The organism is Streptomyces sp. NPDC089919 (assembly GCF_040684615.1).
GTDB lineage: Bacteria > Actinomycetota > Actinomycetes > Streptomycetales > Streptomycetaceae > Streptomyces.
The window spans coordinates 1-23525 of record NZ_JBFBGK010000082.1; the positions used below are offsets into that span (position 1 = coordinate 1).

The 23525-nt window shown below is 76.7% G+C and carries 19 protein-coding genes and 1 pseudogene; 13 read left to right on the top strand and 7 right to left on the bottom strand.

The window, feature by feature from the left end; genetic code table 11:
• Nucleotides 1-207 precede the first annotated feature (207 nt).
• Nucleotides 208-1581 (bottom strand): MFS transporter, encoded by a 1374-nt coding sequence (locus AB0O40_RS27325; RefSeq protein WP_365047171.1) that lies wholly within the window; start codon nt 1579-1581, stop codon nt 208-210.
• Nucleotides 1582-1852: 271 nt separating this feature from the next.
• Here AB0O40_RS27325 and AB0O40_RS27330 point away from each other — a divergent pair, with 271 nt between their 5' ends.
• From AB0O40_RS27330 to AB0O40_RS27340, 3 genes are all read left to right on the top strand, one after another.
• A complete protein-coding gene (locus AB0O40_RS27330) occupies nt 1853-2707 on the top strand; it encodes a helix-turn-helix transcriptional regulator (RefSeq protein WP_365047089.1) in 855 nt (284 codons plus the stop codon).
• Between the two features lie 236 nt (nt 2708-2943).
• Nucleotides 2944-3708: a ricin-type beta-trefoil lectin domain protein gene (locus tag AB0O40_RS27335; RefSeq protein WP_365047091.1), complete on the top strand. Its 765-nt coding sequence runs from the start codon at nt 2944-2946 to the stop codon at nt 3706-3708.
• 67 nt (nt 3709-3775) lie between these two features.
• Complete coding sequence (locus AB0O40_RS27340; protein ID WP_365047094.1) at nt 3776-4525, top strand: helix-turn-helix transcriptional regulator; 750 nt, start codon at nt 3776-3778, stop codon at nt 4523-4525.
• Here the strand turns inward: AB0O40_RS27340 and AB0O40_RS27345 are convergent.
• Nucleotides 4468-4857 (bottom strand): VOC family protein, encoded by a 390-nt coding sequence (locus AB0O40_RS27345; protein ID WP_365047097.1) that lies wholly within the window; start codon nt 4855-4857, stop codon nt 4468-4470. The two genes, AB0O40_RS27340 and AB0O40_RS27345, sit on opposite strands and share 58 nt — an antisense overlap.
• Before the next feature lie 299 nt (nt 4858-5156).
• Between AB0O40_RS27345 and AB0O40_RS27350 the strand changes: the two genes are divergently transcribed.
• Nucleotides 5157-5885 (top strand): DUF4232 domain-containing protein, encoded by a 729-nt coding sequence (locus AB0O40_RS27350; RefSeq protein ID WP_365047100.1) that lies wholly within the window; start codon nt 5157-5159, stop codon nt 5883-5885.
• A gap of 46 nt (nt 5886-5931) precedes the next feature.
• Here the strand turns inward: AB0O40_RS27350 and AB0O40_RS27355 are convergent, their stop codons facing one another.
• Nucleotides 5932-6363, bottom strand: coding sequence for a VOC family protein (locus AB0O40_RS27355; RefSeq protein WP_365047102.1), 432 nt, complete (start codon nt 6361-6363; stop codon nt 5932-5934).
• Nucleotides 6364-6681: 318 nt separating this feature from the next.
• Here AB0O40_RS27355 and AB0O40_RS27360 point away from each other — a divergent pair, with 318 nt between their 5' ends.
• The 3 genes and pseudogenes from AB0O40_RS27360 to AB0O40_RS27370 all read left to right on the top strand — a co-directional run bounded on the left by AB0O40_RS27360 (nt 6682) and on the right by AB0O40_RS27370 (nt 11489).
• Nucleotides 6682-7317: a sigma-70 family RNA polymerase sigma factor gene (locus AB0O40_RS27360; protein ID WP_365047105.1), complete on the top strand. Its 636-nt coding sequence runs from the start codon at nt 6682-6684 to the stop codon at nt 7315-7317.
• Between the two features lie 863 nt (nt 7318-8180).
• Nucleotides 8181-8897 (top strand): annotated as a pseudogene (locus tag AB0O40_RS27365) (IclR family transcriptional regulator C-terminal domain-containing protein); the annotation flags it as partial.
• A 453-nt stretch (nt 8898-9350) separates the two neighbouring features.
• Nucleotides 9351-11489, top strand: coding sequence for an FUSC family protein (locus AB0O40_RS27370; protein WP_365047108.1), 2139 nt, complete (start codon nt 9351-9353; stop codon nt 11487-11489).
• Nucleotides 11490-11524: 35 nt separating this feature from the next.
• Here AB0O40_RS27370 and AB0O40_RS27375 read toward each other — a convergent pair whose 3' ends face one another.
• The gene (locus AB0O40_RS27375) at nt 11525-12100 is read right to left on the bottom strand and encodes an NADPH-dependent FMN reductase (protein ID WP_365047111.1); all 576 of its coding nucleotides are present in this window, start codon (nt 12098-12100) and stop codon (nt 11525-11527) included.
• 171 nt (nt 12101-12271) lie between these two features.
• On the opposite strand from AB0O40_RS27375, the gene AB0O40_RS27380 reads away from it, so the two are divergent.
• From AB0O40_RS27380 to AB0O40_RS27390, 3 genes are all read left to right on the top strand, one after another.
• Nucleotides 12272-13180: a pirin family protein gene (locus AB0O40_RS27380; protein ID WP_365047114.1), complete on the top strand. Its 909-nt coding sequence runs from the start codon at nt 12272-12274 to the stop codon at nt 13178-13180.
• Complete coding sequence (locus tag AB0O40_RS27385) at nt 13177-14340, top strand: MFS transporter (protein WP_365047117.1); 1164 nt, start codon at nt 13177-13179, stop codon at nt 14338-14340. Before AB0O40_RS27380 ends, AB0O40_RS27385 begins: the two co-directional genes overlap by 4 nt.
• Nucleotides 14341-14410: 70 nt before the next feature.
• Nucleotides 14411-15091: a TetR/AcrR family transcriptional regulator gene (locus AB0O40_RS27390; RefSeq protein WP_365047120.1), complete on the top strand. Its 681-nt coding sequence runs from the start codon at nt 14411-14413 to the stop codon at nt 15089-15091.
• Here the strand turns inward: AB0O40_RS27390 and AB0O40_RS27395 are convergent.
• Nucleotides 15041-16372, bottom strand: coding sequence for an amino acid permease (locus AB0O40_RS27395; protein WP_365047173.1), 1332 nt, complete (start codon nt 16370-16372; stop codon nt 15041-15043). The two genes, AB0O40_RS27390 and AB0O40_RS27395, sit on opposite strands and share 51 nt — an antisense overlap.
• Nucleotides 16373-16669: 297 nt before the next feature.
• Here AB0O40_RS27395 and nadE point away from each other — a divergent pair, with 297 nt between their 5' ends.
• Together nadE and AB0O40_RS27405 are read left to right on the top strand one after the other, a co-directional pair.
• Nucleotides 16670-17500, top strand: a complete 831-nt coding sequence (gene nadE, locus AB0O40_RS27400; protein ID WP_365047123.1) for an ammonia-dependent NAD(+) synthetase — start codon at nt 16670-16672, stop codon at nt 17498-17500.
• Nucleotides 17501-17593: 93 nt separating this feature from the next.
• Nucleotides 17594-18091, top strand: a complete 498-nt coding sequence (locus tag AB0O40_RS27405; protein WP_365047126.1) for a hypothetical protein — start codon at nt 17594-17596, stop codon at nt 18089-18091.
• Between the two features lie 13 nt (nt 18092-18104).
• Here the strand turns inward: AB0O40_RS27405 and AB0O40_RS27410 are convergent, their stop codons facing one another.
• Nucleotides 18105-21533 carry a hypothetical protein gene (locus AB0O40_RS27410; RefSeq protein WP_365047129.1) on the bottom strand — a complete coding sequence of 1143 codons (3429 nt, stop codon included), beginning with the start codon at nt 21531-21533 and terminating at the stop codon, nt 18105-18107.
• Between the two features lie 212 nt (nt 21534-21745).
• On the opposite strand from AB0O40_RS27410, the gene AB0O40_RS27415 reads away from it, so the two are divergent.
• A complete protein-coding gene (locus tag AB0O40_RS27415; RefSeq protein ID WP_365047132.1) occupies nt 21746-22903 on the top strand; it encodes a serine hydrolase domain-containing protein in 1158 nt (385 codons plus the stop codon).
• A gap of 18 nt (nt 22904-22921) precedes the next feature.
• On the opposite strand, the gene AB0O40_RS27420 is transcribed toward AB0O40_RS27415, so the two are convergent.
• A complete protein-coding gene (locus AB0O40_RS27420; RefSeq protein WP_365047135.1) occupies nt 22922-23485 on the bottom strand; it encodes a helix-turn-helix domain-containing protein in 564 nt (187 codons plus the stop codon).
• Between the last annotated feature and the right edge of the window lie 40 nt (nt 23486-23525).

Consider the following 23525-nt stretch of genomic DNA (forward strand, 5'->3'; position numbering starts at 1 on the left):
CTTGACGGGGGTGGCAGGCTGGTCCGGAGGCAGGCCCGGGCCTGGGATGCCCGAAGGGCACGGCGAAGCCGCGAAGTCCCAGGGGTGGGCCTGCCGCAGGGCCTGACAGCCACGGGGCGTCAAGGGGCGAGGGGCCCCACACACCACGCCCGCCCGCCCTGTGGCCGCCTCAGGGCTTGAGGGACAGGACGTCAAGCGGAGCCCCCCTCACCCCACCCTCCGAGGCAACCGCAGACTAAGCCCCACCGTCACCCCGATAGCCCCCAACTGCACCGCCAGACTCACCGCGAGCGCCGTGCCCATCCCCGCCGATTCGGAGACGGCGAGGAAGAGGCTGCCGACCGTCGCGACGCCGAGGGCCAGCGAGGACTGCTGGGTGGTGACCATGACGCCGCCGCCCACGCCCGCCCGGTCGGTGGGGACGTCGGAGAGCATCAGCCGCATCAGGACCGGCAGTTGGAAACCCTGCCCGAGGCCGGCCAGGGCCACGCCCGGCGCGAGGTCGGCGATCCCGAGGCCGGGCCAGTCGCGGTGCACGGCGAGCAGGACCAGCGCGATGCCCGCCGCCTGGAGCACGCCGCCGGCGGTCACCACCCGGCTGCCGTACCGGCCGACCAGCCGGGGCCCGGCCAGCGAGGCGCCGAAGAAGGCCACCGCCATCGGGACCAGGGCCAGTCCGGCGGCCACCGGACCGAGGTGCAGGCCCTGCTGGAGGGCGACCGCGATGACGAACATGAAACCGCTGAAGCCGATCGAGAAGGGCACCAGCATGGCGAGCCCCCGGCGCAGCGACACCAGCCGCAGCAGGCTGGGCGGGACCAGCGGGGTGCGGCCGCGCCGGTCGGCCCGGCGCTCGACGACGTAGAAGGCGGTGGCGGCGAACGGGAAGACCGCCAGCGCGAACCAGGTCCACAGCGGCCAGCCGGCCGCCCGCCCCTCGGTCAGCGGCAGCAGCAGGCTCAGTAGCGAGACGGCCAGCAGGAGGGTGCCGGGTACGTCCACGGAGGCGGGCCGGTCGGAGCGGGTCTCGGGGACCGCCCGGACGGCCAGCAGCAGGCCGAGGACCACGACCGGCACGTTCACCAGGAACACCGCGCGCCAGCCGGAACCGGCCACGTCGGCCGCGACCAGCACGCCGCCGAGGATCTGCCCGAAGACCATGGACAGGCCCGCGGTGGCGCCGTACAGGCTCATCGCGCGGGCCCGGCGGGGGCCCTGGGTGGTGGCCTGGATGGTGGCGAGCACCTGCGGGAGCATCAGCGCGGCCGCCGCGCCCTGGGCGACCCGGGCGCCGACCAGGGTCCAGGCGGTGGGGGCCAGGCCGCAGGCGAGGGAGGTGACGCCGAAGGCCGCCATGCCGATGAGGAAGAGGCGGCGGCGCCCGGCCGTGTCGCCGAGCCGGCCGCCGAGTACCAGCAGCACGGAGTAGGCCAGGCCGTACCCGCCGACGACCAGCTCCAGCATGGCCGGACCGGCCGCGAGGTCCTTGTCGATGGCGGGCAGCGCCACGTTGACGATGAAGAAGTCGATCAGCGGCAGGGCGGCGCCGAGCAGGACCGTGAAGAGCCCGAGCGGCCGCAGGGCGGCGGTGGCGGCGGGAGCGGTCGAGGGTACGGAGTCCGCGGTACGGGTGCCCCGGGTGGGGGCCGCGGCCGGGTGCGGGGCCGGGGCTGGGGTGGTGGCCGGGCCCCCGGACCGGGTGGTGGACGGGACGGCGGACGGGTGCGTCGGACGTACGGTGGTTTCGTTCACACCATGACGATGATCCAGTTCTCAGCCTGGTACCAGAGTCTCCTTATCCTGGTAGTCGAAGTACCTGGCACCAGGTTGAGCGAGGGGGCATCCTGGTGCCATGACGTCTGTGGCACCCGAGAGCGACATCCGCCGGCACGAGCTCGCCGAGTTCCTGCGCAGCCGCCGCGAGCGGATCACCCCCGAGCAGGTCGGCCTGGTCCGCGGCCCCCGGCGGCGCACCCCGGGGCTGCGCCGCGAGGAGGTGGCCCAGCTCTCCGCCGTCGGCGTCACCTGGTACACCTGGCTGGAGCAGGCGCGGGAGATCCAGGTGTCCGCGCAGGTCCTCGACGCGCTGGCGCGCGCCCTGCTGCTGGACTCCAGCGAGCGCCGGCACCTCTTCTCGCTGGCCGGTTCGGCCGACCCGGCGCCCAACACCCCCTGCCCGAGCGTCACTCCGGCGCTGCGGGCCATGCTCGACCGGCTGGACCCGCTGCCCGCGTGCGTCCAGAACAGCCGCTACGACATCCTCGCGTACAACGCCACGTACGCCCGGCTGCTGGTCGATCTGGACCGGCTCGAGCCGGCCGAGCGCAACTGCGTCTGGCTGGCCTTCACCAACCCGCAGTGGCAGGCCGCCGTCGTGGACATGCCGGACGTGCACCGGCTGCTGGCCGCCAAGCTCCGCGCGTCGATGGCCGACCACCTCGCCGAGCCCGCCTGGAAGACGCTGCTGGCCCGGCTGGAGGCCGCCTCGCCCGAGTTCCGCGAGGTCTGGGCGCGCCATGAGGTCGTGGGACCGGGCGGCAAGGAGAAGTACATCCGCAACGCCCACGTGGGCCTGCTGCACCTGATGCACACCGACCTGTGGCTGGGCCCGGCGGCCGGACCCCGGCTGGTCACGTACGTCCCCCAGGACGAGGAGACCCGGCTGCGCCTGGAGCGCCTGTACGCCCTGGCCCCGGTACCGGCCTGACCGCGGCCGGGCGTCCACCGGCCCACCACCGGCCGCCGCCCGGCGACCGGCGACCGGCGACCGGCGACCGGCGACCGGCGACCGGCGACCGAGCGTTGGCGTGATCTCCACCCTGCGTAGTTGACCATGCTCCGTCCATGCCCGAGGCTTTCACGCGACCCGCACAACTGTCGCACCGTCACCACGAGTTCACGACAGGCGGGTCGGCCCGTTCCCGTCTTCGTGAGGACCTTGCGATGCGCCGTACCGCCACGCTGTTAGCCACCGCCCTGCTCGCGGCCGCCGCCGCGCTCACCGCACCCGCCGCCAACGCCGCCGACGCGCCCGGCAGAGCCGCCCCGGCCGCTCCACGGGCCGCCGCGACCGTCCCGGGCCCCGGCGGCGTCGGGAGCTGCACCGAGTCCGGTTCCTCCGCCACCTGTACCGGCCTGGACCCGATGCAGACCTGGACCGTCGGGGGCACCTGCGCGACCTACGACTGGACCACCTACTCGTACACCTTCTCGCCGGCGTTCAGCGGCTGGGTCACGGGCGACACCACCACCTCCGCGAGCTGCTTCGGCGCGGGCATGTGGTGGGGCGGCGGCGTCTCGTTCGGCCCCGCGGTACCGGCCGGCCCGGTCGGGCAGGTCACCGGCTTCGCGGGCAAGTGCCTCGACGTGCGCGGCGCCGCCATGGCCAACAAGACGCCCACCCAGATATGGGACTGCCTCGGCAACGTCAACCAGCGGTGGAAGATCGGCGCCGACGGCACCATCCGCGCGGTCGGCGTCTGCCTGGACATCTGGGACGGCCGCACCGGCAACGGCACGCAGGTGCACACCGGCCCCTGCAACGGCAACATCGCCCAGCAGTGGTGGGTGCGGAGCGACGGCGCGATCGTCAACACCAAGTCCGGCCGCTGCCTGGACGTCCGGGGCTTCGACAGCACCAACGGCAACATCGTGCAGATCTGGGACTGCAACGCCACCTCGAACCAGCTCTGGCACCTTCCCGTCTGACGGGCACGCCCCCGGGGCGCGCCTTCCGGCCGGCCGCCCCCGGCGTGCCGGGCCTACGCTGGAGGGCATGTACGAGGAACGGCCGTCGCTGCTGCTGCCGGGGGCGGTGGTGTGGCGGGCCGAGCCGGTCGCCGGGGTGCCCGGGGCGGTGCTGCCGGACGGCTGCATGGACCTGATCTGGGCCGACGGCGAGCTGTGGGTCGCCGGTACGGACAGCCGGCCGCACACCCAGGGCGACCTGGCCGCCGCCCGGTTCGCCGGGGTGCGGCTGCCGCCGGGGACCGCCCCCGCGCTGCTCGGCGTACCGGCGTACGAGCTGCTGGACCGGCGGGTGCCGCTGGCGGACGTCCTGCGGAGCGGGCCGGCCGGCGCGGTGGCCGGGGCCGCCGCTCGCGCGCGGGCCGCGGAGGGCACCGGCGAGCCGGGGCGGGCCCTGGAAGCGCTGGCCGCCGCCCTCGCCGCCGGGGCGCCCCCGCCGGACCCGCTGGCCGGGGCGATCGTGGCCGGGCTCGCGGCCGGCCGGAGCGTCGCCGAGGCGGCCGGGGCGGTGGGGCTGGGGGCCAGGCAGCTGCACCGCCGCTCCCTGGCCGCCTTCGGCTACGGGCCCAAGACGCTGGCGCGGGTGCTGCGGCTGCGCCGCGCGCTGGCGCTGGTCCGGCGCGGGCTGCCGGCCGTGGAGATCGCCGCGGCCGTCGGCTGCGCCGACCAGGCGCACCTGAACCGGGAGTTCCGGGAGCTGGCCGGGACCACCCCGGGCGCCTACCGGTCGGCGAACAGCGAGACCCCGGCGCCGTCCGGGTCGAGCACCACCGCGTAGCGCTGCCCCCAGAAGGCGTCCCAGGGCTTGAGGTGGCCCCGGTACCCGGCTCCGGTCAGCTCGTCGTACAGGGCGTCGACGCCCGCGGGGTCGTCGCAGCGGAAGGCCAGCACGCACCGCTCGCCGCCCTGGGGGCGGGTCCAGGAGGGGTCGAAGGAGCGGATGACGGCCTCGGTGTCCCAGGCGATCCGCAGACCGCCGGGCAGTGCCGCCTCGACGTGCGGCTCGCCGTCCGCCTCCGGGGGCAGGTCGAAGCCGAGGCGGCGGTAGAAGGCGAGGGAGGCGGCCATGTCGGAGACGACCAGGCCGATCAGGTCGATGCGTGGAGTCATGTCGCCACCGTAGGGCGCGGCCGGGCCGCCGGTCTTGAACAAATCGGTCGTCGGGGCGGCGGACCGGGCGCGGCGGACCGGCCGGGCCCCGCCACCCGCCAACGCCCCTCCCCAAGGGTGCACTTGCCCCACGGACGGGTGACCCCCGGGCGCGCCTCGGGCCCCCCGGTCGCCGCGCCGTCATGATCACGTCACGGAACCGCCACAGGCTCCGGATCGGGGAACCCGGCCCGGGCGCGGCGCCATGTACGTCCACGCGAGTGCCGGTGTGGTGCCGGTCGTGAGCCTCGGGAGCACCCATGCAGTACGCACGAATCCGCCGGTCCGCGGCGATGCTGGTGGCGGCCGTGGCCGCCGCCACCGTGATGACGGGGTGCACTCCGTCCGGTGACGACGGCGCGGCCGAGGAGCCGACCGCCTCGCCGGTGACCTCGGCGCCGGTCGCGCCGAAGCCCACCGACGGCGGCTCGGCCGCCACCGGCGGCTCCGGCACCTCGGGAGGCACCTCCGGCGGCTCGGGCACCTCCGGCGGCAGCGGCGGCAAGAAGCCCACCGCACCGGCCACCGAGCCCGGCCCCGGCAGCGCGCCCTGTACCCAGGCGGCGGTCACGCTGTCGGACGCCCACCAGGCCGACGACCGCCCCACCGGCACCGGCACGGGCGCCGTGATCGTCTCCGTGACGAACACCTCAAGCGCGCCCTGCACCGTCCAGGGCTTCCCGACCGTGGCCGGCGCCGGCAACGGCTCCCCCGACAAGAACGTCCCGCTGGCCACCACCCAGAAGGGCGCGGCCGCCGAGGTCGCCCTCGCCCCGGGCGGCCGCGCCTGGACCAAGCTGACCTTCGTCAACGTCCAGGGCGAGGCGGACGGTTACTGCGTCTCGGGCAGCACCCCGGTGGTCTTCCCGACGCTGGTCGTGGGCGTGCCCGGGGCCGGAAAGCACCAGATCGCCATGGACGACGGCCAGTTCGCGGAGTGCGACAACAAGGTGACGGTCACCGCCTACTCCTCGGTCAAGCCCTCCTGACGCCCGCGCCGGCTCCCCGCGGGTCCGCGGGGAGCCGGCGCGCGGCTCAGCGCTCCGACAGTTCCGAGGGCGCCTCCTGCACCACCCAGCCGTTCCCGTCCGGGTCCTCGAAGGTCAGGAACGAGTTCCAGGTGCCGCCCTTGCCCTCCTGCCAGCCGCTCGCGCCCAGGTTCCGGACCGGGGAGACATCGACCCCGCGGGCCACCAGCTCCTCCCGGGCCGTCTCGATGTCCGTCACGCAGAGCTGGAGCCCGTGCAGCCCGCCCGGTGCCGTCGTCCTCGCCCCCGGCGCCGGGGGCATCCCCTCCAGCAGCGCCACCGAGCAGCGCGAGCCCGGCGGGGTCAGCTGGATGATCCGCACCCCGGGGGCCACCTCGTCGTCGAGGTCCACGGCGAAGCCGACCTTGTCGGCGTAGAACTCCTTCGCCCGGTCCATGTCGGTGACGGGTACCGGGACCACTTCCAACGTCCAGTTCACAGCAGCGGCTCCTCACGCGTTCCGCGGCCCCTTCGGCGCGGCCTCCCGTCCAGAGTCGCCCACGGCACGCCCCCTGGCCCGCCGGGGCGCGCGCCCCGGCCCTCGAATGTCCGTATGTGCGCGACCCGTTACCGGTTGGCGCTTCGGAACTGATCGATTTTGGGCTGCACATTCTGCGGGCTCCCAGACGCTGTATAGGTGGAGGCGCGCGCCTCCGCGCCGTTCGGGGAAGGGGGGGCGGCGCACCTTCGACGTGACTTGGGAGGGGCCCGTGCAGTACCTGACCGCTGTGCCGGTGCCTCGGAGCGGGGTGGCGCGGTGACGTACGGCATGCCGGAGGAGACCGGCAGCACCGGGGACCCTTTCGGGGCCCCCGGTCACGACCCGGCGATGCAGGGGTGGACCGAGGCCGACCGGAAGTCCTTCTGGGCCTTCCACGAGGACCGGCACAAGCTCTACCTGCGCTTCGCCTACCTCGAACTGGGCTCGGACGGCGACGCCGAGGAGGCCGTCGACCTCACCTTCGAGAAGATCATGGGCTGTTGGCGGCGCATGCTCGGGATGGAGCACCCGGAGAGGTACGCCTGGACCATCCTCAAGCGGCGCATCATCGACCAGCAGCGGGCCCGTCGGCGCCGGCCCGAGCCCGCCGACGTCGCGGCCTTCGAAGCCGCCCTCGGGGACGGCGCCGACGCCTACGAGGTCCTGACCGGCACCATCCACTTCTACACGGCCGTCAGACGCCTGAGCGAGCGCCAGCGGGACGCCGTGGTCCTGTACTACGGCCTCGACTGCGACACCCGCGAGACGGCCCGGGTCATGGGCTGCGACGAAGGCACGGTCCGCTCGCAACTGCGCCGGGCCCGCGCCCGGTTGCTCCAGATGCTCGACGCCCCCGGCCACCCGCACGGAGACGGGACGAACCCCCACGGAGACGGGAAGGTCAGAGCATGAAGGACCAGTTCGCCGACCGTCTGCGGGGCCTGTTCGTCCGGCCGCAGATCCCCGACCGGTACCCCGGCTACGACCTCGCCCAGGCCCAGCAGCGGCTGCTCGGCCGCCGGTCCGCGGGCACCCGGCCGCCTGGGCCGCGCGGCCGCACCCCGCGCGCCCTGGCCGACCTGCCGGAGCCGGGCCCCGAGACGGCGGCCCCGGTGCCCGGCCGGGCCACCTGGCCCGATCCGCGGCTGGACCACCCGGCCGACGCCGACGAGGCCCGGCGGGCCCTGAACACCGCCGCACTGCGCACCGTCTTCGGCGCGGACTCCGGGGACCTCCTGCACTCCCTCGTCGTCAGGGGCCCCGGCGATCCGGGCGGCGTCCTGGTCTACGCCTGCCTGCTGCACCTCCTCGGGCACGAGGGTGCGCCCTTCTGGTGGCGGTTCGCCGCCGGGGCCGGCAGCCGTCCGGCCGCGTACTGCCTCTTCCTCGACCACTCCCGGCACGGCGAGTACGGCGACGCCGGCCACTGGGCGCAGGAGCTGGCCACCGGGGTCTTCGACCCGCTGCGCCGCTGGGGCCGGTACGGCGAGGCCAAGGCCCGCCGGCCGCTGCCGCCCACCCTGCTGGCCCACGTCCGCGAGTACGAGGACGAGCTGCTCGGCCCCGTGCCCGCCCCCGCCCCGGCCCTCCCGGCGGCGGTCCGGGAGATCGTCGAACCGCAGATCCCGCCCTACGTCGCGGCCCGCGCCGCCGGCCCCGGCGAGGGAGCGGACCCCGGGACGGCCGCCGGCCCGGCCCGGCCCTCCGCCACGGTCCGGTCGGCCCCGTGCGGACCCCGCGCGGAGCCGGCACCCGCCGCCGAGCACAGCGACGCGCTGCGCCAGGCCCGCACCGCCGAGCAGGTCGTACAGGTCCTCGCCCGGCACCCGCTGGGCGTGACCTTCGGCCAGCTGCGCCGCGAATCCGAGCTGCCGGGAGGGCAGTTGACCGGGATCGTGCAGATGCTGGTCGAGGAGGAGTTCGCCACCCGGGTGGACGGCCGCCGGGTCTACGCCCCCGGTCCGGCCCTGCAGCGGCTCGGCGTCACCGGCGGCACCAACCGCCAGCTCCAGCACACCCTGGCGCTGGCCCGGGACAGCGTCGGCGCCGCCGTCTACCTGAGCCGGTACCACGACGGCGAGGTGCACATCACGCAGATGGCCGACGGCCCGGTCACCCCGGCCGTGCACGAGTGGGTGGACTTCCGCTCCGCCGCGCACGCCAGCGCCGTGGGCAAGTGCCTGCTGACCCAGCTCGACCGCGGCCGGCGGGCCGACCACCTGGTCCGGCACCGCGCCGCCCGGCTCACCCGGCGCACCATCACCAGCCCCCGGGTGCTCCTCGACCGGCTGGACCGGATCACCCTCAACGACCCGGTCTTCGACCTGCGCGAGTACTCCCCGCACACGGTCTGCGCCGCCGTGCCCATCACCGTCGGCGCCGGGGCCGGCAGCCTCGCGCTCTCGCTGCCCCACGGCAGCGCCCACCGGCTGCGGGACGCCACCCGCGCCCTGACCGCCAAGGCCGTGCCGGTCCTCCTCACCCTGCTCCTGGCGGGGGCGAAACTCCCCGGCCAGGGACCGCCCGCGGAACCGGGCCCGGCGGGCGGGGCCGGCCCGGGCCGGCCCCCGGCGGAGCCCGCCGCGCCCGCGGACCGGCGGATCAGCCCGGCCGCCTTCGACCGGATGCGGCGCACCTTCCGCACCCCGCTGGTGACCGCCGGGGCCATCCGGCAGGCCGCCTTCGCCGTCTCCCCCGGGCCCCACCTGGCCACCGAGGCCGCGGGCGACGCCCTGTACCTGTTCGCCCCCGACCCCGCCCCCGGTCCCGGCGAGCCCGCGCTCGCCCTCCCGCACACCTACACGGCCGTCCGGCTCCCGGACCCGCCCGGCCTCGCCGGGCCCGGTGCCTGCGCCGCCTTCCCCCCGGACGGGCTGCTGGTGTTCCGCACGTAGGCCGCGCGGGGCCCGGTGGTGGCCCTGTCGGACCGGCTCGACCATGGAGGCATGGGCACCGATCGTGACGCGGGCGCCGGCCGGGGTCCCCGGCAGGTGACGCGGCGGGCGGTGCGCACCACCGCCGCCGCCTGTGCCGGCTTCTTCGTGTGCCTGTACGGGCTGGACCGGCCGGTGGCGGCCACCTACGCGCTGTTCACCGCGGTCTCGATGGCGGCCCTCTCGCACGTGCCCGGTACCGGCCCGCAGCGGGCCCGGGTGCTGGTCCGGGCGGCTCCGGTGGCCGGGGTGCTGGTGGTGGCCGGGACCTTCCTGGCCGTCCGGACCTGGACCGCGGTGGCGGGCATGCTGGCGGTCGGCTTCCTGCTGGCCTTCGCGGCGGTGGCGGGCCCGCGCGCCGCCGGCGCCGCGCCCGGGCTCCAGCTGCTGTACATCCTGCCGAGCTTCCCGCCGTACGCACCGGGCACGCTCGGGGAACGGCTCGCGGGCGCCGCCTTCGGCCTGGTCCTGCTGATCCTGGCCGAGGCCTTCCTGCTGCCCGAGCCGCGGGGGACGCCGTACCGGGAGCTGGCCGCCGCCGCGGCCGCCACCGCGGCCCGCTGCGCGACGGAGCTGGAGGCGGCCCCGTACACACTCTCCGCGGGCTCGGTCGCGGCGGCCCGGGCCGCCGGGCAGTCGGTGCGGCCCTCGCTGGTGGACCCGGCCGAGCGGCCGGCGGGCCCGGGGCTGCGGGACCGCGCGCTGGCCCATGCGGGATTGGCCACCCGCACCCTCCTGGGCCGGCTGACGGACCTGCCGCCGCCCCCGCCGGGCCGGGCCCCGACCGGGCAGCGGACCGAGGTGCTGGGGGCCGTCGCCGCCGCGGCGGCCGAGACGGCGCAGGTGCTGACCGGCGGGACCCCGGGGCCCGGGGCGGCCGAGGGGCTGCGGCGGGTCCGCGAGGAGGTGGTGGCCTCGGACGCGGCGCGGACCGGGGCCGCGCGCGGGCGGCGCCGGGCGGCGCTGCTGGAGCTGGCGGACGCGGCCGCCGCGCTGTGCACGGCCGCCGACCTGGCGGTGCGGGGGCGGCACGCCCGGCCGCCGGCCGAGACCGAGCCGGGCCGGTTCTGGTACGCCGGGCAGCGCGCGCCGCGGCTGTGGTGGCACCGGCTGGCGGCGCACGCCGGGCCCCGCTCGGTGTACTTCCAGAACGCCGTCCGGCTGGGCCTGGCGCTGGGGGCGGCGCGCACGGTGGCCGGGGTGGAGTCCCTGCCGCACGGCTTCTGGGCGATGCTGGCGGTGCTCTCGCTGACCCGGACCACCGCCGCCCAGACCGGGGCGACCGTCCGCAAGGCGCTGACCGGCACGCTGGTCGGTGCGCTGCTGACCGCCGGGGTGCTGTTCCTGGTCGGAGGGCACACGACGGTGTACGCGGTGGCCCTGCCGGTGGTGATGCTGGTGGCGTTCCGGGTCGGGCCGGTGCGCGGGGTGGGCTGGGCGCAGGGGATGTTCACGCTGGTGGTGGCGTTCGTGTTCGCGCAACTGGCGCCGGTGAGCTGGCGGCTGGCCGAGGTCAGGATCATGGACGTGGCGTTGGGCAGCCTGCTGGGCGTGGTCTTCGGTCTGCTGGCCTGGCCGCGCGGGGCGCAGCAGGAGCTGCACCGGGCGGTGGCGGTGCTGCTGACCCGGGCGGCCGAGACGGTGGTGGGGACGGCGGCCGCGGTGGCGGCCGGCGCGCCGGGCCGGATTCCGCAGGACCAGGAGCTCCAACTGGCCCTGTCGCTGTCGGAGTCGGCGTTCGCGGAGCACCAGAGCGAGCCGCCGGGCCGGGCCGTCGGCGGGGCGGACTGGCAGGCGGCCATGATCACCGGCCACCACGTCCTGTGGGGTTCCCGGCGGTTGCTGGGCCGGGGCGGCCCGGCGCCGGAGCCGTCGCAGGGCGAGCGGCTGCGGGCCCGGGCCGAGGACGTGGCCGGCCGGTTGCGGGCCACGGCCGGGGCAGCGGCCGTCCGCGCCCTGCGGGCCGCTCCGGCCGGGGGCCCGCCGCAGGTGCCGGTGGTCCCGGGCGTCCCGGCGGCGGACCCGGACGAGACCGCTCCGGCGCGCTACTTCGCCGCGCTGGCCTGGCTGGACGCCCTCGACGCGGACCTCGTGCGGATGACGGCGCCGGCGGCCGGACCGGTGCCGCAGGAGGCGGCCGGCGGGCCGTGAACCCCGCCGGCGGCAGGTGGCCGGCCCGGTCCGGGTCAGCGCGTGCGCCCGGCGTCGATCTTCTCCTGGAGGGCGGTCAGCAGTGCCTGAAGCAGCTCGATGGTGCCCTCGTCGGCGAGGTTGCCCTGGTCGTCGAAGCGGTCCTGCGACCGGAACACGATCACCTCGGGCTTCACGACGACGTCACTGTCGGTGCAGACGAGCATCTGCCGGAGGGCCAACTGGGCGCGGACGGTGCCGAAGTTGGTGGGGGCGGCGCCCATCACGGCGACGGGCTTGCGGGCGAGCGGCACGCCCTCGGTCCGGGTCCAGTCGGTGCTCAGCCAGTCGAGGGCGTTCTTGAGCACGCCGGGGACCGAGTAGTTGAACTCCGGGGTGGCGATGAGCAGGCCGTCGGCCTCCCGCACCCGGTGGCGCAGGTCGGTGACGACGGCGGGGCGCGTCTCGAGGGTGTCCAGGTCGTAGTCATACGGGGGAATCTCGCGCAGCCCCTCGTAGATCTCGATCTCCTGGCCGCCGGGGTTGAACTTCTGCGCGGCGCGCAGCAGTCGGGTGTTGTGCGAGTCGGCGCGGAGCGAGCCGGAGAGGGCGAAGATCCGGGACGTGGTCATGGCGGGGCTCCTGGGTGCAGGGGTGGTGGGGGCGGCGACGGGTGGGGCCGTCGCCGCCCGTCGGGACGCGGTGCCGGCCCCGACGACCAGAAAGCTAAACCGCTCAGTTCAGTCTGTCAACCAAACAGTTCAGTCTTGACAGTGAACTGAATCGTGTAGTTCATTCTTGGCATGACGACTTCCGAGTTCGCCCTCGCCGCTCCCGCCGTCCCCGCCGCCTCAGCCGTGCGCTCGCTCGCCCGCACCGGCCGCCCGTTCCACACCCTGGAGGGCGCCGGCTTCCCGGTCCGCCGCCCCTTCCCCACCGAGGAGATCCCCTTCATCGACCCGTTCCTGATGGTCGATCAGGTCGGTCCGGTCGACCTCGGCCCGGGCGAGGCCAAGGGCGCTCCGCCGCACCCGCACCGCGGCTTCGAGACCGTGCAGTACGTCATCGAGGGGGACGTGGCCAACGCCGACTCCCGCGGCCACCGGGCGGTGGTCCGGGCCGGCGGGGTGCAGTGGCTCACCGCCGGCTCCGGCATCGTCCACGAGGCCCTGCCCACGGCCGAGTTCCTGGCCGAGGGCGGCCGCCAGCACATGCTGCAGATCTGGGTGAACCTGCCGGCCCGCTTCAAGTCCGCCCCGCCGCGCAGCCACAACGCCGAGGCGGCCGACCTGCCGGTGGTGACCACCGCCGAGGGCGCCGAGCTGACCGTGCTCGCCGGCACCACCCACGGCGTGACCGGTCCGTTCGCCACCCGGACGCCCGTGCTGATCGTGCACGCCCGGCTCGCGGCCGGGGCCACGGCCGAGTTCACCGCCCCGGCCGGGCACAACGCGATGGCCTACGTCATGACCGGCGAGGCCGCCGCGGGCGGGGTGGCCCTGCCCGACGGCCACCTCGCGGTCTTCGACCACGACGGGGAGCGGTTCGGCGTGCGCGCCCCGGGCGCGGCGGCCGAGGTCCTGGTGCTGGCCGGCGCCCCCATCGGCGAGCCGGTGGCCCGCAGCGGTCCGTTCGTGATGAACACCGCCGCCGAACTGCGGCAGGCGGAGCGGGACTTCCGGGCCGGCCGGATGGGCCGGATGCCGGTATGAGCGCGGTCACCGAACGCACCGGACGCACCGGCTCCGGGGCATCGGAGCCCGGCACCTCGCAGCCGGCCGCCACGGCGACCCGGACCGCCGCACTGCTGGCCGCCCTGGCCGCACCCGCCGCCATGGGGGTGTCCGGGCCCGCCCTGGCACTGCCGGCCGCCGCCCGGGACCTGCACGTGGCGGACTCCACCGCGGCCTGGCTGATGACCGCGTACGGGCTGGCCATGGCGGCCGGCACCCCGCTGCTGTCGGGCATCGCCGGGCGGCGCGGGCCGGGGCGGATGCTGCGGCTGAGCGGCCTGCTGTTGGTCCTCGGCGCGGCGGCGGTGCTGCTGTCCCGGGTGCTGCCCGCACCGCTGGCCGTGCTGCTCGCCGGGCAGGTGCTGGGCGCGGCCGGGGCGGCGGGCATCAACGTCGGCGCCTTCCAGCTCGCCGCCCGGGACCCCAGCGGCCGGACCGCCGGGGCGGTGGCGATCGGCAGTGCGGTCGGCGGCACCCTGGGGCTGTTCGCGGGCGCGGCGGCGACCCGGACGGTGGGCTGGCCGGCCGCGCTGCTGCTGCCCCTGATCGGCCTGGCCGTGCTGCCCGCCGCCCTGCGGCTGGCCGGGCCGCCGTCACCGGACGCCCTCGCACCGGACGGCCGGGACGGCCTCGGGGCGCTGTTCCCCGTGGACGTGCTGCGCGATCGCGGCTTCCGCGCCGCCGCCGCGCTCATGTTCGGCGTGGCCACGGTCAACTTCGCACTGCTCTACGGGGCGCCGCGCCGGCTCGGCGCGCTCACCGGCTGGGCGGCCGTGCCCACCGGCGCCGCCGCGTCCCTGGTCGCGCTGGCCGGCGCCCTGTCGTCCTGGGCGCTGATCCGGTCGGCCGGGGCGCTGGGCGCCCGCCGGGTGCGGGCGGTCCTGGCCGGCGGTTCGCTGCTGGCGGCCGCGCTGGCCGCCTTCGCGCCCTGGCCGGCCGCCGTGCTCGTCGGCTCGGGGCTGAGCGCGCTGGTGACCTCGGGCGGTCAGGGGCTGCTCACCGGAGCGGCGTCCGGGCATCTGGCCCCGGGGCGCCGGCCCCTCGCCATCGGCCTGTTCAACCTGGCCTTCCTGGGCGGCGTCGCGGCCGGACCGGTGGCCGCCGTCTTTGCCGACCAAACGGTTCAGTTCATATACTGAGCCCTCCCCGCGCCCCCGCCCCCACCCCCCTGGACCACCGGGCGGCGGCCCGAACGAAAGGCACCTCTGCATGGGAGCCGACACCACGGACGCCTTCGACGCCTACGGCATCCCGATCATCCCGGACCCCGCGGACGCCGCCTCGCGCAAGCGCCAGGCGATCATCGACGCGGCCCTGACGGAATTCCTCGCCGAGGGCTACTCGGCGGCCTCGATGGACGCCATCACCAGCCGCTCCGGCGTCTCCAAGGCCACGATCTACAAGCACTTCGGCAGCAAGGAACGGCTCTTCCTGGCGGTCATCGGCGGTGTCCTGCCCAAGACCTACGCCGATCTCGAGCCCGCCAACTCCACCATCGCCGAGGCCCCGGACCTGCGCGAGGCCCTGATCCGGCTCACCACCGACTGGGCCCGGATCCTGCTGCGCACCGACATCATGTCGCTGCGCCGGCTGGTGATCGGCGAGATAGACCGCTTCCCGCAGCTGGGCCAGCTCTGGTACCGGGTCAGCTACGACATGAACAACGGCCCGCTGGTGGACGCCGTCACCGAGCTCAACGCCCGCGGCGCGCTGGACGCGCCCGATCCGGCACTGGCCGTGCAGCAGCTGGTGGCCGCCACCCTCGGCGTCCCCCAGCTGGTGCGCACCTTCTCCCCCGAGGCGGAGATCGACGATGCCGAGCTGACCCGGATGATCAGCTCAGGGGTGGACATGTTCCTGGCGCGGTACGCCGTCCCCGGAGCGCGCTGAGCCCCGGCGGCCCCGCAGTGCGGCCCACAGCAGCAGCGCACCGGCCCACAGCCCGGTGGTGAGCAGCTGGGTCCGGCTCGCGGGGTCGCCCAGCATGAACAGCAGCACCCCGGCCACGGCCGCAAGCGCCGTCGCGGACCGTACCGAGGGGCCCTGCAGCCGCCAGGACGACGCCGCGATCAGCGCCCACACCAGCAGGATGGCCGCGCCGATCGAGTTGAGCAGGAACGGGAAGACGGTGCGCGGCCACAGCAGGCTGAGCACCACCGAGACGAAGCCGAAGGCCGCCGAGGCGAGCACCGCCGCGTACGGCACCCCGGCCCGCACCCGGCCCAGCAGCCGGGGCGCGTCCCCCCGCTCCACCAGCGCGTACAGCATCCGCGAGGAGCCGTAGACGTTGGCGTTCATCGCCGACAGCAGCGCCACCAGCACCACCGCCTCGGTCAGCCCGGCGGCGCCGGGCACGCCGATCCGGGCCATGGCGGCGGCGTACGGTCCGTCGGCGAGCCCGGGGGTGTTCCAGGGCAGGACGCTGACGATCACGGCCATGGAGCCGAGGTAGAAGAGCACCACCCGCCAGAGCACCGCCCGGACCCCGGCGCGCACCGCGCGCACCGGGTCGGGGCACTCGGCGGCGGCGATGGTCACCGTCTCCAGGCCGCCGAAGGCGAAGACCGCGGCGACCATGCCGACCGCGACCCCGTGCCAGCCGTGCGGCAGGAAGCCGCCCGCGTCGGTCAGGTGGGCGGCGCCGGGCGAGGCGAAGCCGGGGACCAGGCCGGCCAGGGCGGCCGCGCCCAGGGCCAGGAAGCCGCAGATCGCGGCGACCTTGAGGAGCGCGAACCAGAACTCGCTCTCGCCGAAGTTCCGTACCCGGGCCAGGTTGTTGGCGGTGAAGAGCGCGACGCAGACCGCCACCCACAGCCACGGCGGGACCGCCGGCACCCAGCGGTTGAGGATCCGCGCGGCGCCGATCGCCTCGGCGGCCACGCTGACCACCAGCAGGGCCCAGTACATCCAGCCGGCCAGCAGCCCCGCCCAGGGGCCGAAGGCGCGCCGGGCGTGTGCGGCGAAGGAGCCCGAGACCGGATGGGCCGCGGACATCTCCCCCAGCATCCGCATGACCAGCAGCGTGAGGCCGCCGGCGAGCAGGTACGAGAGCAGGATCGCCGGGCCCGCGGCGGCGATGCCGATGCCCGAGCCGACGAACAGCCCGGCGCCGACGGCGCCGCCGAGCGCGATCATGGCCAGGTGCCGCTGGCGCAGGCCGGTGCCGAGCACCCCCGGTGCGGGCGGCGCCCCGCCGCCCGGCGGGCCCGCTGCCCCGTCCGTCTGCGTGCTCACTGCCGTGTCCGCCATGGCTTCCCCCCGGAACGTCGATGATCAGCCAGTGATCTTGGCGGGTACGCGCCGGTGGGGCAAGCCCGGGGCCGGAGCCTGAGACGCCCAGCGCACCCCGAGGTGCGGCGCGGCCGGTCCCCGGCGCCCTTATAGAGTGCAGGGGTCCCCCGCACGTGACAGGGGTCCCGGCCCGGCGGTGTGCGCCGTTCCCGCCGCGGGCCCGGACGAGGAGCAACCGTGACCGACCTGGCGTCCCCCTCCCTGCAGCAGGAGATCGCCCGCGATCTCCAGGTGAGCGCGTCCTTCGATGCCCTGGAGGAGATCGAGCGCCGGGTGGCCTTCCTGGCCGGCCACCTCACCACCACCGGGCTGCGCTCGCTGGTGCTGGGCATCAGCGGCGGCGTGGACTCCACGACCGCGGGCCGGCTGTGCCAGCTGGCGGTCGAGCGGGTGCGGGCCGGCGGCCAGGAGGCCGAGTTCTACGCGATGCGGCTGCCCTACGGCACCCAGGCCGACGAGAAGGACGCGCAGCTGGCGCTGTCCTTCATCAAGGCCGACCACGTCCTGACCGTCGACGTGCAGCCGGCCAGCGACGCCGCCCTGGCCGCGGCCCTGGCCGCCGGTACGGTCTTCCGCGACGCGCACCACCAGGACTTCGTGCACGGCAACATCAAGGCCCGGCAGCGCATGGTCGCCCAGTACGCGGTCGCGGGCGCCCGGGACGGCCTGGTGGTCGGCACCGACCACGCCGCCGAGGCGGTCTCCGGATTCTTCACGAAGTTCGGTGACGGCGCGGCCGACCTGGTGCCGCTGACCGGTCTGACCAAGCGGCGGGTGCGGGCCGTCTCCGAGGCCCTGGGCGCCCCGGCCGAGCTGGTCTTCAAGACGCCGACGGCCGACCTGGAGACCCTGGACCCGGGCAAGCCCGACGAGGACGCGCTGGGCGTCACCTACGACGAGATCGACGACTTCCTGGAGGGCAAACCGGTGGCCGAGGCGGCCGCGGCGGCGATCGTGCGCCGCTACCGGCTGACCGAGCACAAGCGGCAGCTGCCGATCGCTCCCTGAGCCGTTCAAACGCGGCCGGCGCCGGTTCGCCCGTCCCGGTGACGCGGGCCGGTACGGGGTGTACGGCCGTGCCCGGGTGCGGGAGGGTGGAGCGTGCGCCGACTGCTGCCCGTGCTCGCCCTGTTGCTCCTGGTCACCGGCTGTACGACGGTGGCCCCTGAGGTCCGCTCCGCCCCGGCCGCGACCGGCACCCCGGTGCGGCCCGCCCCCGGCGGGTCCGGACGGCCGGGCGGGTACGCGGAGTTGGCGGCGGTACCGCCCGCCGCACTGCCCCCGGGGGCGGCCGCTCCGGCCGCCGCCGTCCGTCCCGCCGCCGGTCCGTCGGCCGCCGCCGTGCCGGCCCCGGTCCGCCGGGGAGACGTCCCCGCTCCCCGACGGGCGGCGCCGCACCACCGGCACCCCGGCGCTCCGGCCCGCCGGGCCGTACCCCACCGGGGGAAGGCTCCCGCCCCGGTCCGGCGCCGGACGCCCGCGCGCCCCAAGTCCCCGTCCCGGCCGGCCCCTTCGTACGACATGCGGGCCCTGTGCGCCGCCTCGCGCGGAGTGGTGGACCCGGCGATCACGGCGCTCTGCCGGCGGTTCGGCTCCTGACGCGCCCGCCGGCTCACTCGCTCCGGGTGAACACCCCGTGGGCCGCGTACCGGACGTCCGGGTGCGGGTGCCGGCGCAGCAGGCGGAGCAACGCCCGCCACTCCTGCGGCCAGTCGCCACTGCCGCCCGCGTTCGACACCAGGGCCACCGCCAGGAGTCCGGCGGCCGGCCCTCCGTCGCGGGCCAGCCGGTCCGCCTCGGGCAGCAGTGCCGCCAGCGGTATCCGCTGACCGGAGAAGGCCCGGCCGGACCGCACCCGGGCGGCCGTCTGCGCCGCCACCGTCACCCCGGCACCGTCCAGCGCCTCGGCCAGGTCCCGGAGGCGGACGCCGAGTTCGTCGGCACCGGCGGCTCCCTCGGCCAGGCTGCGCAGCGCGCCGGCGCGCTCGGCCGCGAGCAGCGGTTCCGCGGCCAACTGCCGCGCCATTGCCGCGTACACGTCGGTGCGGCCGCCCTCGCCGGAGTCCAGTGCGGTCAGGGTCCGCAGCCGCTGGAGCGCGGGCAGGTCCCGGTCGGCCAGGGCCTCGTCCTCGCTCCCGGGCGCCCGCAGGGCGGCGAGCAGGGTGGCCACCGCGGTGTGCAGGGCGCTGCCCGGCTCCGCGCCGCCGGCCGGGTGCGCCAGCTCCGAGCAGGCCAGGTCGCGCAGCACCCAGGCGGCCATCTGCCAGCAGTCCCGCCCGGCCAGGTCGGCGGCCGTGGCCGCGATCCGGTCCGCCAGCGAGGAGTCGTACCGGCACCAGGCGCCGACCGCGCACAGCGGCCCGTAGGCGCCGAAGCCCTCGAGCCCTGCCAGGCAGGGGGCGTACGCCGCGTCGACCACGGCGGCGTAGCGGGCGCGGTACTCCTCCGCAAGCTGCCAGGGGGTGACCTCGAGGAGGCCTTCCAGCACGGCGGAGGGGCCGGCCGGCCCGTCCGCCGGGGCGCCGTCCGCCGGTCCGCCGTCCCCGTCGACCGCCTCCGTCAGCAGCCGCCAGGCCGTCGGCTCGCCGAGCAGCGCAGGCAGGGCCCGGACCACCGCGGCCCGGACGTCCGGGTGCCGGTCGGGGGCGTGGAAGGCGCGGGAGAGCAGGTCCACCGCCGCGCCGGGCGGCAGGAACCGGGCCGCCAGCCGGACGGCCTCCTTGCGGGAGGTGACCTTCGCCGGCCGCTCGCCGGTGAGCAGCGCGCCCAGCGCCGGGGCCAGCCGGGCGGGCGGGGTGCGCCCGGCGGCCCGCGCCGCGGCGTACACCGCGACCCGGGCCCGGTCGCCGCCGGCCCGGTCGAGCAGGACGGCCAGGGCGTCCTGCGGCCGGTCGGTGCGGGCCAGCGCGGCGAGCGCCGCCTCGGCGAGCAGCGGCTCGGCGTGGTCGGCGTACCGCAGGGCCAGGTCGAAGCCCAGCCCGGGGACGGCGGCGGCCGCGGCGATCGCGGCGGCCCGGTCGTCCAGCGGCAGGGCTGCGTCGGCGGCGGCCCGGTCCACCAGCCGGGCCGCGGCCCGCTGCTGGCGGGGCAGCCAGCGGCCGGCGGCCCGCAACTCCGGCAGCGGCGGGCGGGCACCGGACACCAGGAACCGGCCGTACGGAGCCGGCTCGTCGAGGAGGACGTCCAGCAGGTCGGTACGGCGTTCGGCCAGCAGCCGGCGCACCGGCTCGAGGACGGCCGCCGAGGGTTCCAGCGCCAGGATCCGGGTCACCCGGGCGTCCCGGCTGCCCGGATCGGCCAGCCACAGCGGCACGGCCTCCTCGAAGGCCGCGTCGTCGCCGCGTTCCAGGGCGGCGGCGAGCAGGTCCTGGAGGGCCGGCATCCGCCGGGCCCGGGGCCCGAGGGCCCGGGCGAGGCCGAGCAGCAGCCGGAAGTCGGCGCGGGCCGCGGCGGCTTCGAGCCAGGGCCGCAGCGCCTCGAACACCTGGTGCTCCTGGCCGCGCCGCAGCACCCGGTGCAGGGGGCCGAACTCGGGGGTGCCGGTGCGTCCGGTGATCCGCTCCAGGGTCTCCAACGCCCAGGTGCGCAGGGCCGGTTCGGGGTCGGTGGCGCGGGCGGCAAGCACGCGTTCGGCCAGGGTGCGCAGGGCGGTCCGGCCGGCCGGTGAGGTGTCCCGGGCCCCCAGGGCGTCGGTGGCGAGGGCGGCCAGCAGCAGGTGGTCCGCCGGGTCGAAGAGCCCGGGCGGGACCGCGGCGAGGGCGCGCAGGGCGGCGGTGCGGACCGGCTCCCAGTCGTTGCGGAGCCGGCCGAGGGTCGTGAGCAGGTCGCCGATCGCGGCCCGGCTGCCGTCCCGGGCGGCGCAGGCCACCAGCAGGGGCCAGGCGAAGGCCCGGTCCTCGGGGTCGGCGCGGCCGGCGGCCGCGAGCAGGGCCGGGCGCGCTTCGTCGTACCGGCCGTGGGAGAGGGTGCGCAGGTCCTCGTACCAGGACCAGCTGTCCGTCGTATCGGGCTCGACCCGCCGTACCTCCGCCCAGCGGCGCTCCCGGGGCAGCAGGTCGAGCACCGCCCGGGCCGGGTCGGCGCCGGGGGCCCCGGCGGCGACGGCGTCGACGAAGCCGGGGCGCCGCCCCGGGGGCAGGGCCCTGACCAGGGCGGTGAAGTGCTCCTGGTGCGGCAGCCAGTGGCGGCCCAGCGCGGCCAGCGACCGGGGGTCCGCGGCGGTGAGCCGGCGGAGCACGGCGGGCGGCAGCGGGCGCGGGTGGCGCTCGGAGGACCGCTCGGGAGCGGTCAGCCAGGCGATCACCCGTTCGGGGTCGGCCGCCGCCGGCGCGGCGAGGGCGGCGTGCAGGGTGACCGGGAGGAGGCGGGGGCCGTACCGCTCGAGGAGGTCCAGGACCGGCAGCGGGCGCAGCGGGGCGAGCAGGGCCACGACCGTGCCGTGCTGCGACCACCACCGCTGCTGTTCGGTGCCGCCGGCCCGGCCGACGAGCTCGGTCCGGACGTGGGCGAGCACCGGGTCGGGGTGGCGCCGGGCGAGGGTCGTCCAGCCCGCCACGGCGTGTGCGAGCGCGGGCAGGTGGGCGGCGACGAAGGGGGTGCCGCAGGCCGGCAGCAGGCGGGCGGCCTCGGCGTCGCCCCACTGCGCCCGCAGCTGCGCTACCAGCCGCTCCGCGAGGGCGGTCCGGCCGCCGCCGGCGAGCACCCGGGCCAGCTGGTGCCGCAGGGCGGCGGGCGCGTCCCGGTAGGCCGCGGCCAGCGCCTCGTCGGGCACGGGCAGCACGCGCGCGGCGCGCAGGGCGTAGCCGGCCACCACCGGGTCCGGGTCGGTCAGCCGGTCGGCGAGGAAGGCGGCGTCGCGCCCGGCGAACGCGGCGAGCGCGCCGGTCCGCCGTTCGTACGCGCCCCCGGCGTCCAGCGCGGCCAGCAGCGGGGCGAGTTCGTCGCCCGCCAGCCGGTGGCCGGTACGGGCGGTCAGGGCGAGCCGGGCGGGAAAGGGCAGTGGTTCGAGTGCGGAGAGCAGCTGGTCCGCGGTGTTCGGCATCCGGTGATTGTGCCCGCGGCACCCCCCGGGGGCGACCGAATATCGGACGTACCGGTCGGTCTCCCGGCCGGGTGCGGGCCGCGCGGTCGGCCGGGGGTCATCCCCACCCCGGTCCGGGGGCAAGCATGATCGTCCCGGCGCGGTGGCCCGGAGATGCTGGTGTCCGGCGGGAGGTCCCGCCGGATTCCCGGCAGATCCAGAGGAGTTGACTCATGGGCGAGCAGACCCGGCAGGCGCGGCGCAGGTCCGGTTGGCGGCGGCGGACCGGACTCGCGGCGGTGGCCGCGGTGACGGTCGGGGCCCTGGCGGTGGGGGCCCTGGCGCCGGCCGCGGTCGCGGCCCCGGCCCGGCCGGACTCCGTCCAGCAGGGGCTCGACGCGCTCGTACACCGGGACGGCCTGCCGGCCGCGCTGGCGACGGTCAAGGGCCGCGACGGCCGGGTCCGTTCCTACACGGCCGGGGTGGGCGACCTGGCCACCGGCGCGGCGGTGCCCCGGGACGGGCAGGTGCGGGTGGGCAGCAACACGAAGACGTTCACCGCGGTGCTCGTGCTGCAACTGGTCGCCGAGCACAAGGTCCGGCTGGACGCGCCGGTCGAGGAGTACCTGCCGGGCCTGGTCCGCGGCAAGCGCATCGACGGCCGCCGCATCACGGTCCGCCAGCTCCTCCAGCACACCAGCGGACTGCCCAACTACACCGAGTACGACCTGCAGCCCCGCTACTACGAGCCCCGGGAGCTGGTCGACATCGCGCTGGCCCACGAGGGGCACTTCCGGCCGGGCACGAAGTGGGAGTACAGCAACACGAACTACGTGCTGGCCGGCCTGATCGTGCAGAAGGTCACCGGACGCCCGTACGCCCGGGAGGTCGAGGACCGGATCATCCGCCCCCTCGGGCTGCGCCACACCTACTTCCCGGCGCCGGGTGACACCGGCATCCGCGAGCCCCATCCGCACGGCTACCACCAGGAGTCGGCGGCGGGTCCGCGCCAGGACGTCACGGAACTGGACCCGTCCTGGGGCTGGGCGGCCGGCCAGCTGGTCTCCACCGGCTCCGACCTCAACCGGTTCTTCGCCGCCCTGCTGGGCGGCCGGCTGCTGGCTCCGCCGCAGCTGGCGCAGATGCGCACCACCGTCCCGGCGGAGCAGGTCTTCGGCCCGCGGGCCCGGTACGGACTGGGCATCGTGAGCCGGCCGCTGTCCTGCGGCGGGGTGTACTGGGGGCACGGGGGCAGCATCCCCGGGTACGAGACCCGGGGCGGGGTCACGGCCGACGGCCGGGCCGTCACGGTCGCGGTCACCGAACAGCCGCCGACGGAGGGGCCGATGAAGCGGACCGACCGGCTGGTGGACACGGCCCTGTGCCGCTGACGGCGCGGCGCCCGCCGCTCAGTGCGGGCGCAGTCCGTCGAGGACCACCGTGAAGATCCGCTCCCGGGCCGCCGGGTCCTCGCCGAGCTGTTCCACCGCACGGCCGGTGCCGGCCAACAGGGCGAGGAATTCCGGCAGTCCCAGCTCCGGCCGGACCGCCCCGGCGCGCTGCGCGCCGGCCAGCAGGCCGGACAGCCGGTCCCGGATCTCCTCGGTGCGCTCGCGCAGCGCGGCGTGCACGTCGACCCCGGCGGCGGCCAGCGCCTCGGTGAACTCGCTCTTGCCGACGGACTGTTCGACCAGCAGCCGGAAGCAGGAGAAGAAGGCCTCGGCCGGGCCGGCGGCCGCCGCGAGCTGCGCGACCTGCGCGGCGCTCTCGTCCAGCCGGCCGACCATCACGGCCTCCAGCAGCGCCTCCTTGGTGGGGAAGTGCCGGAAGAGGGTGCCGACGCCGACGCCCGCGGTCCGGGCGATCTCCTCGGTCGGCACGCCGATCCCGCGGGTGGTGAACACCTCGGTGGCGACCGCCAGCAGCTTTGCGCGGTTGCGCGCCGCATCCGCCCGCAACGGCCGTTCCGCCATGCCGCACCCCTCTTCCTCGCCGCGCCCCGGTCGTTTCCGG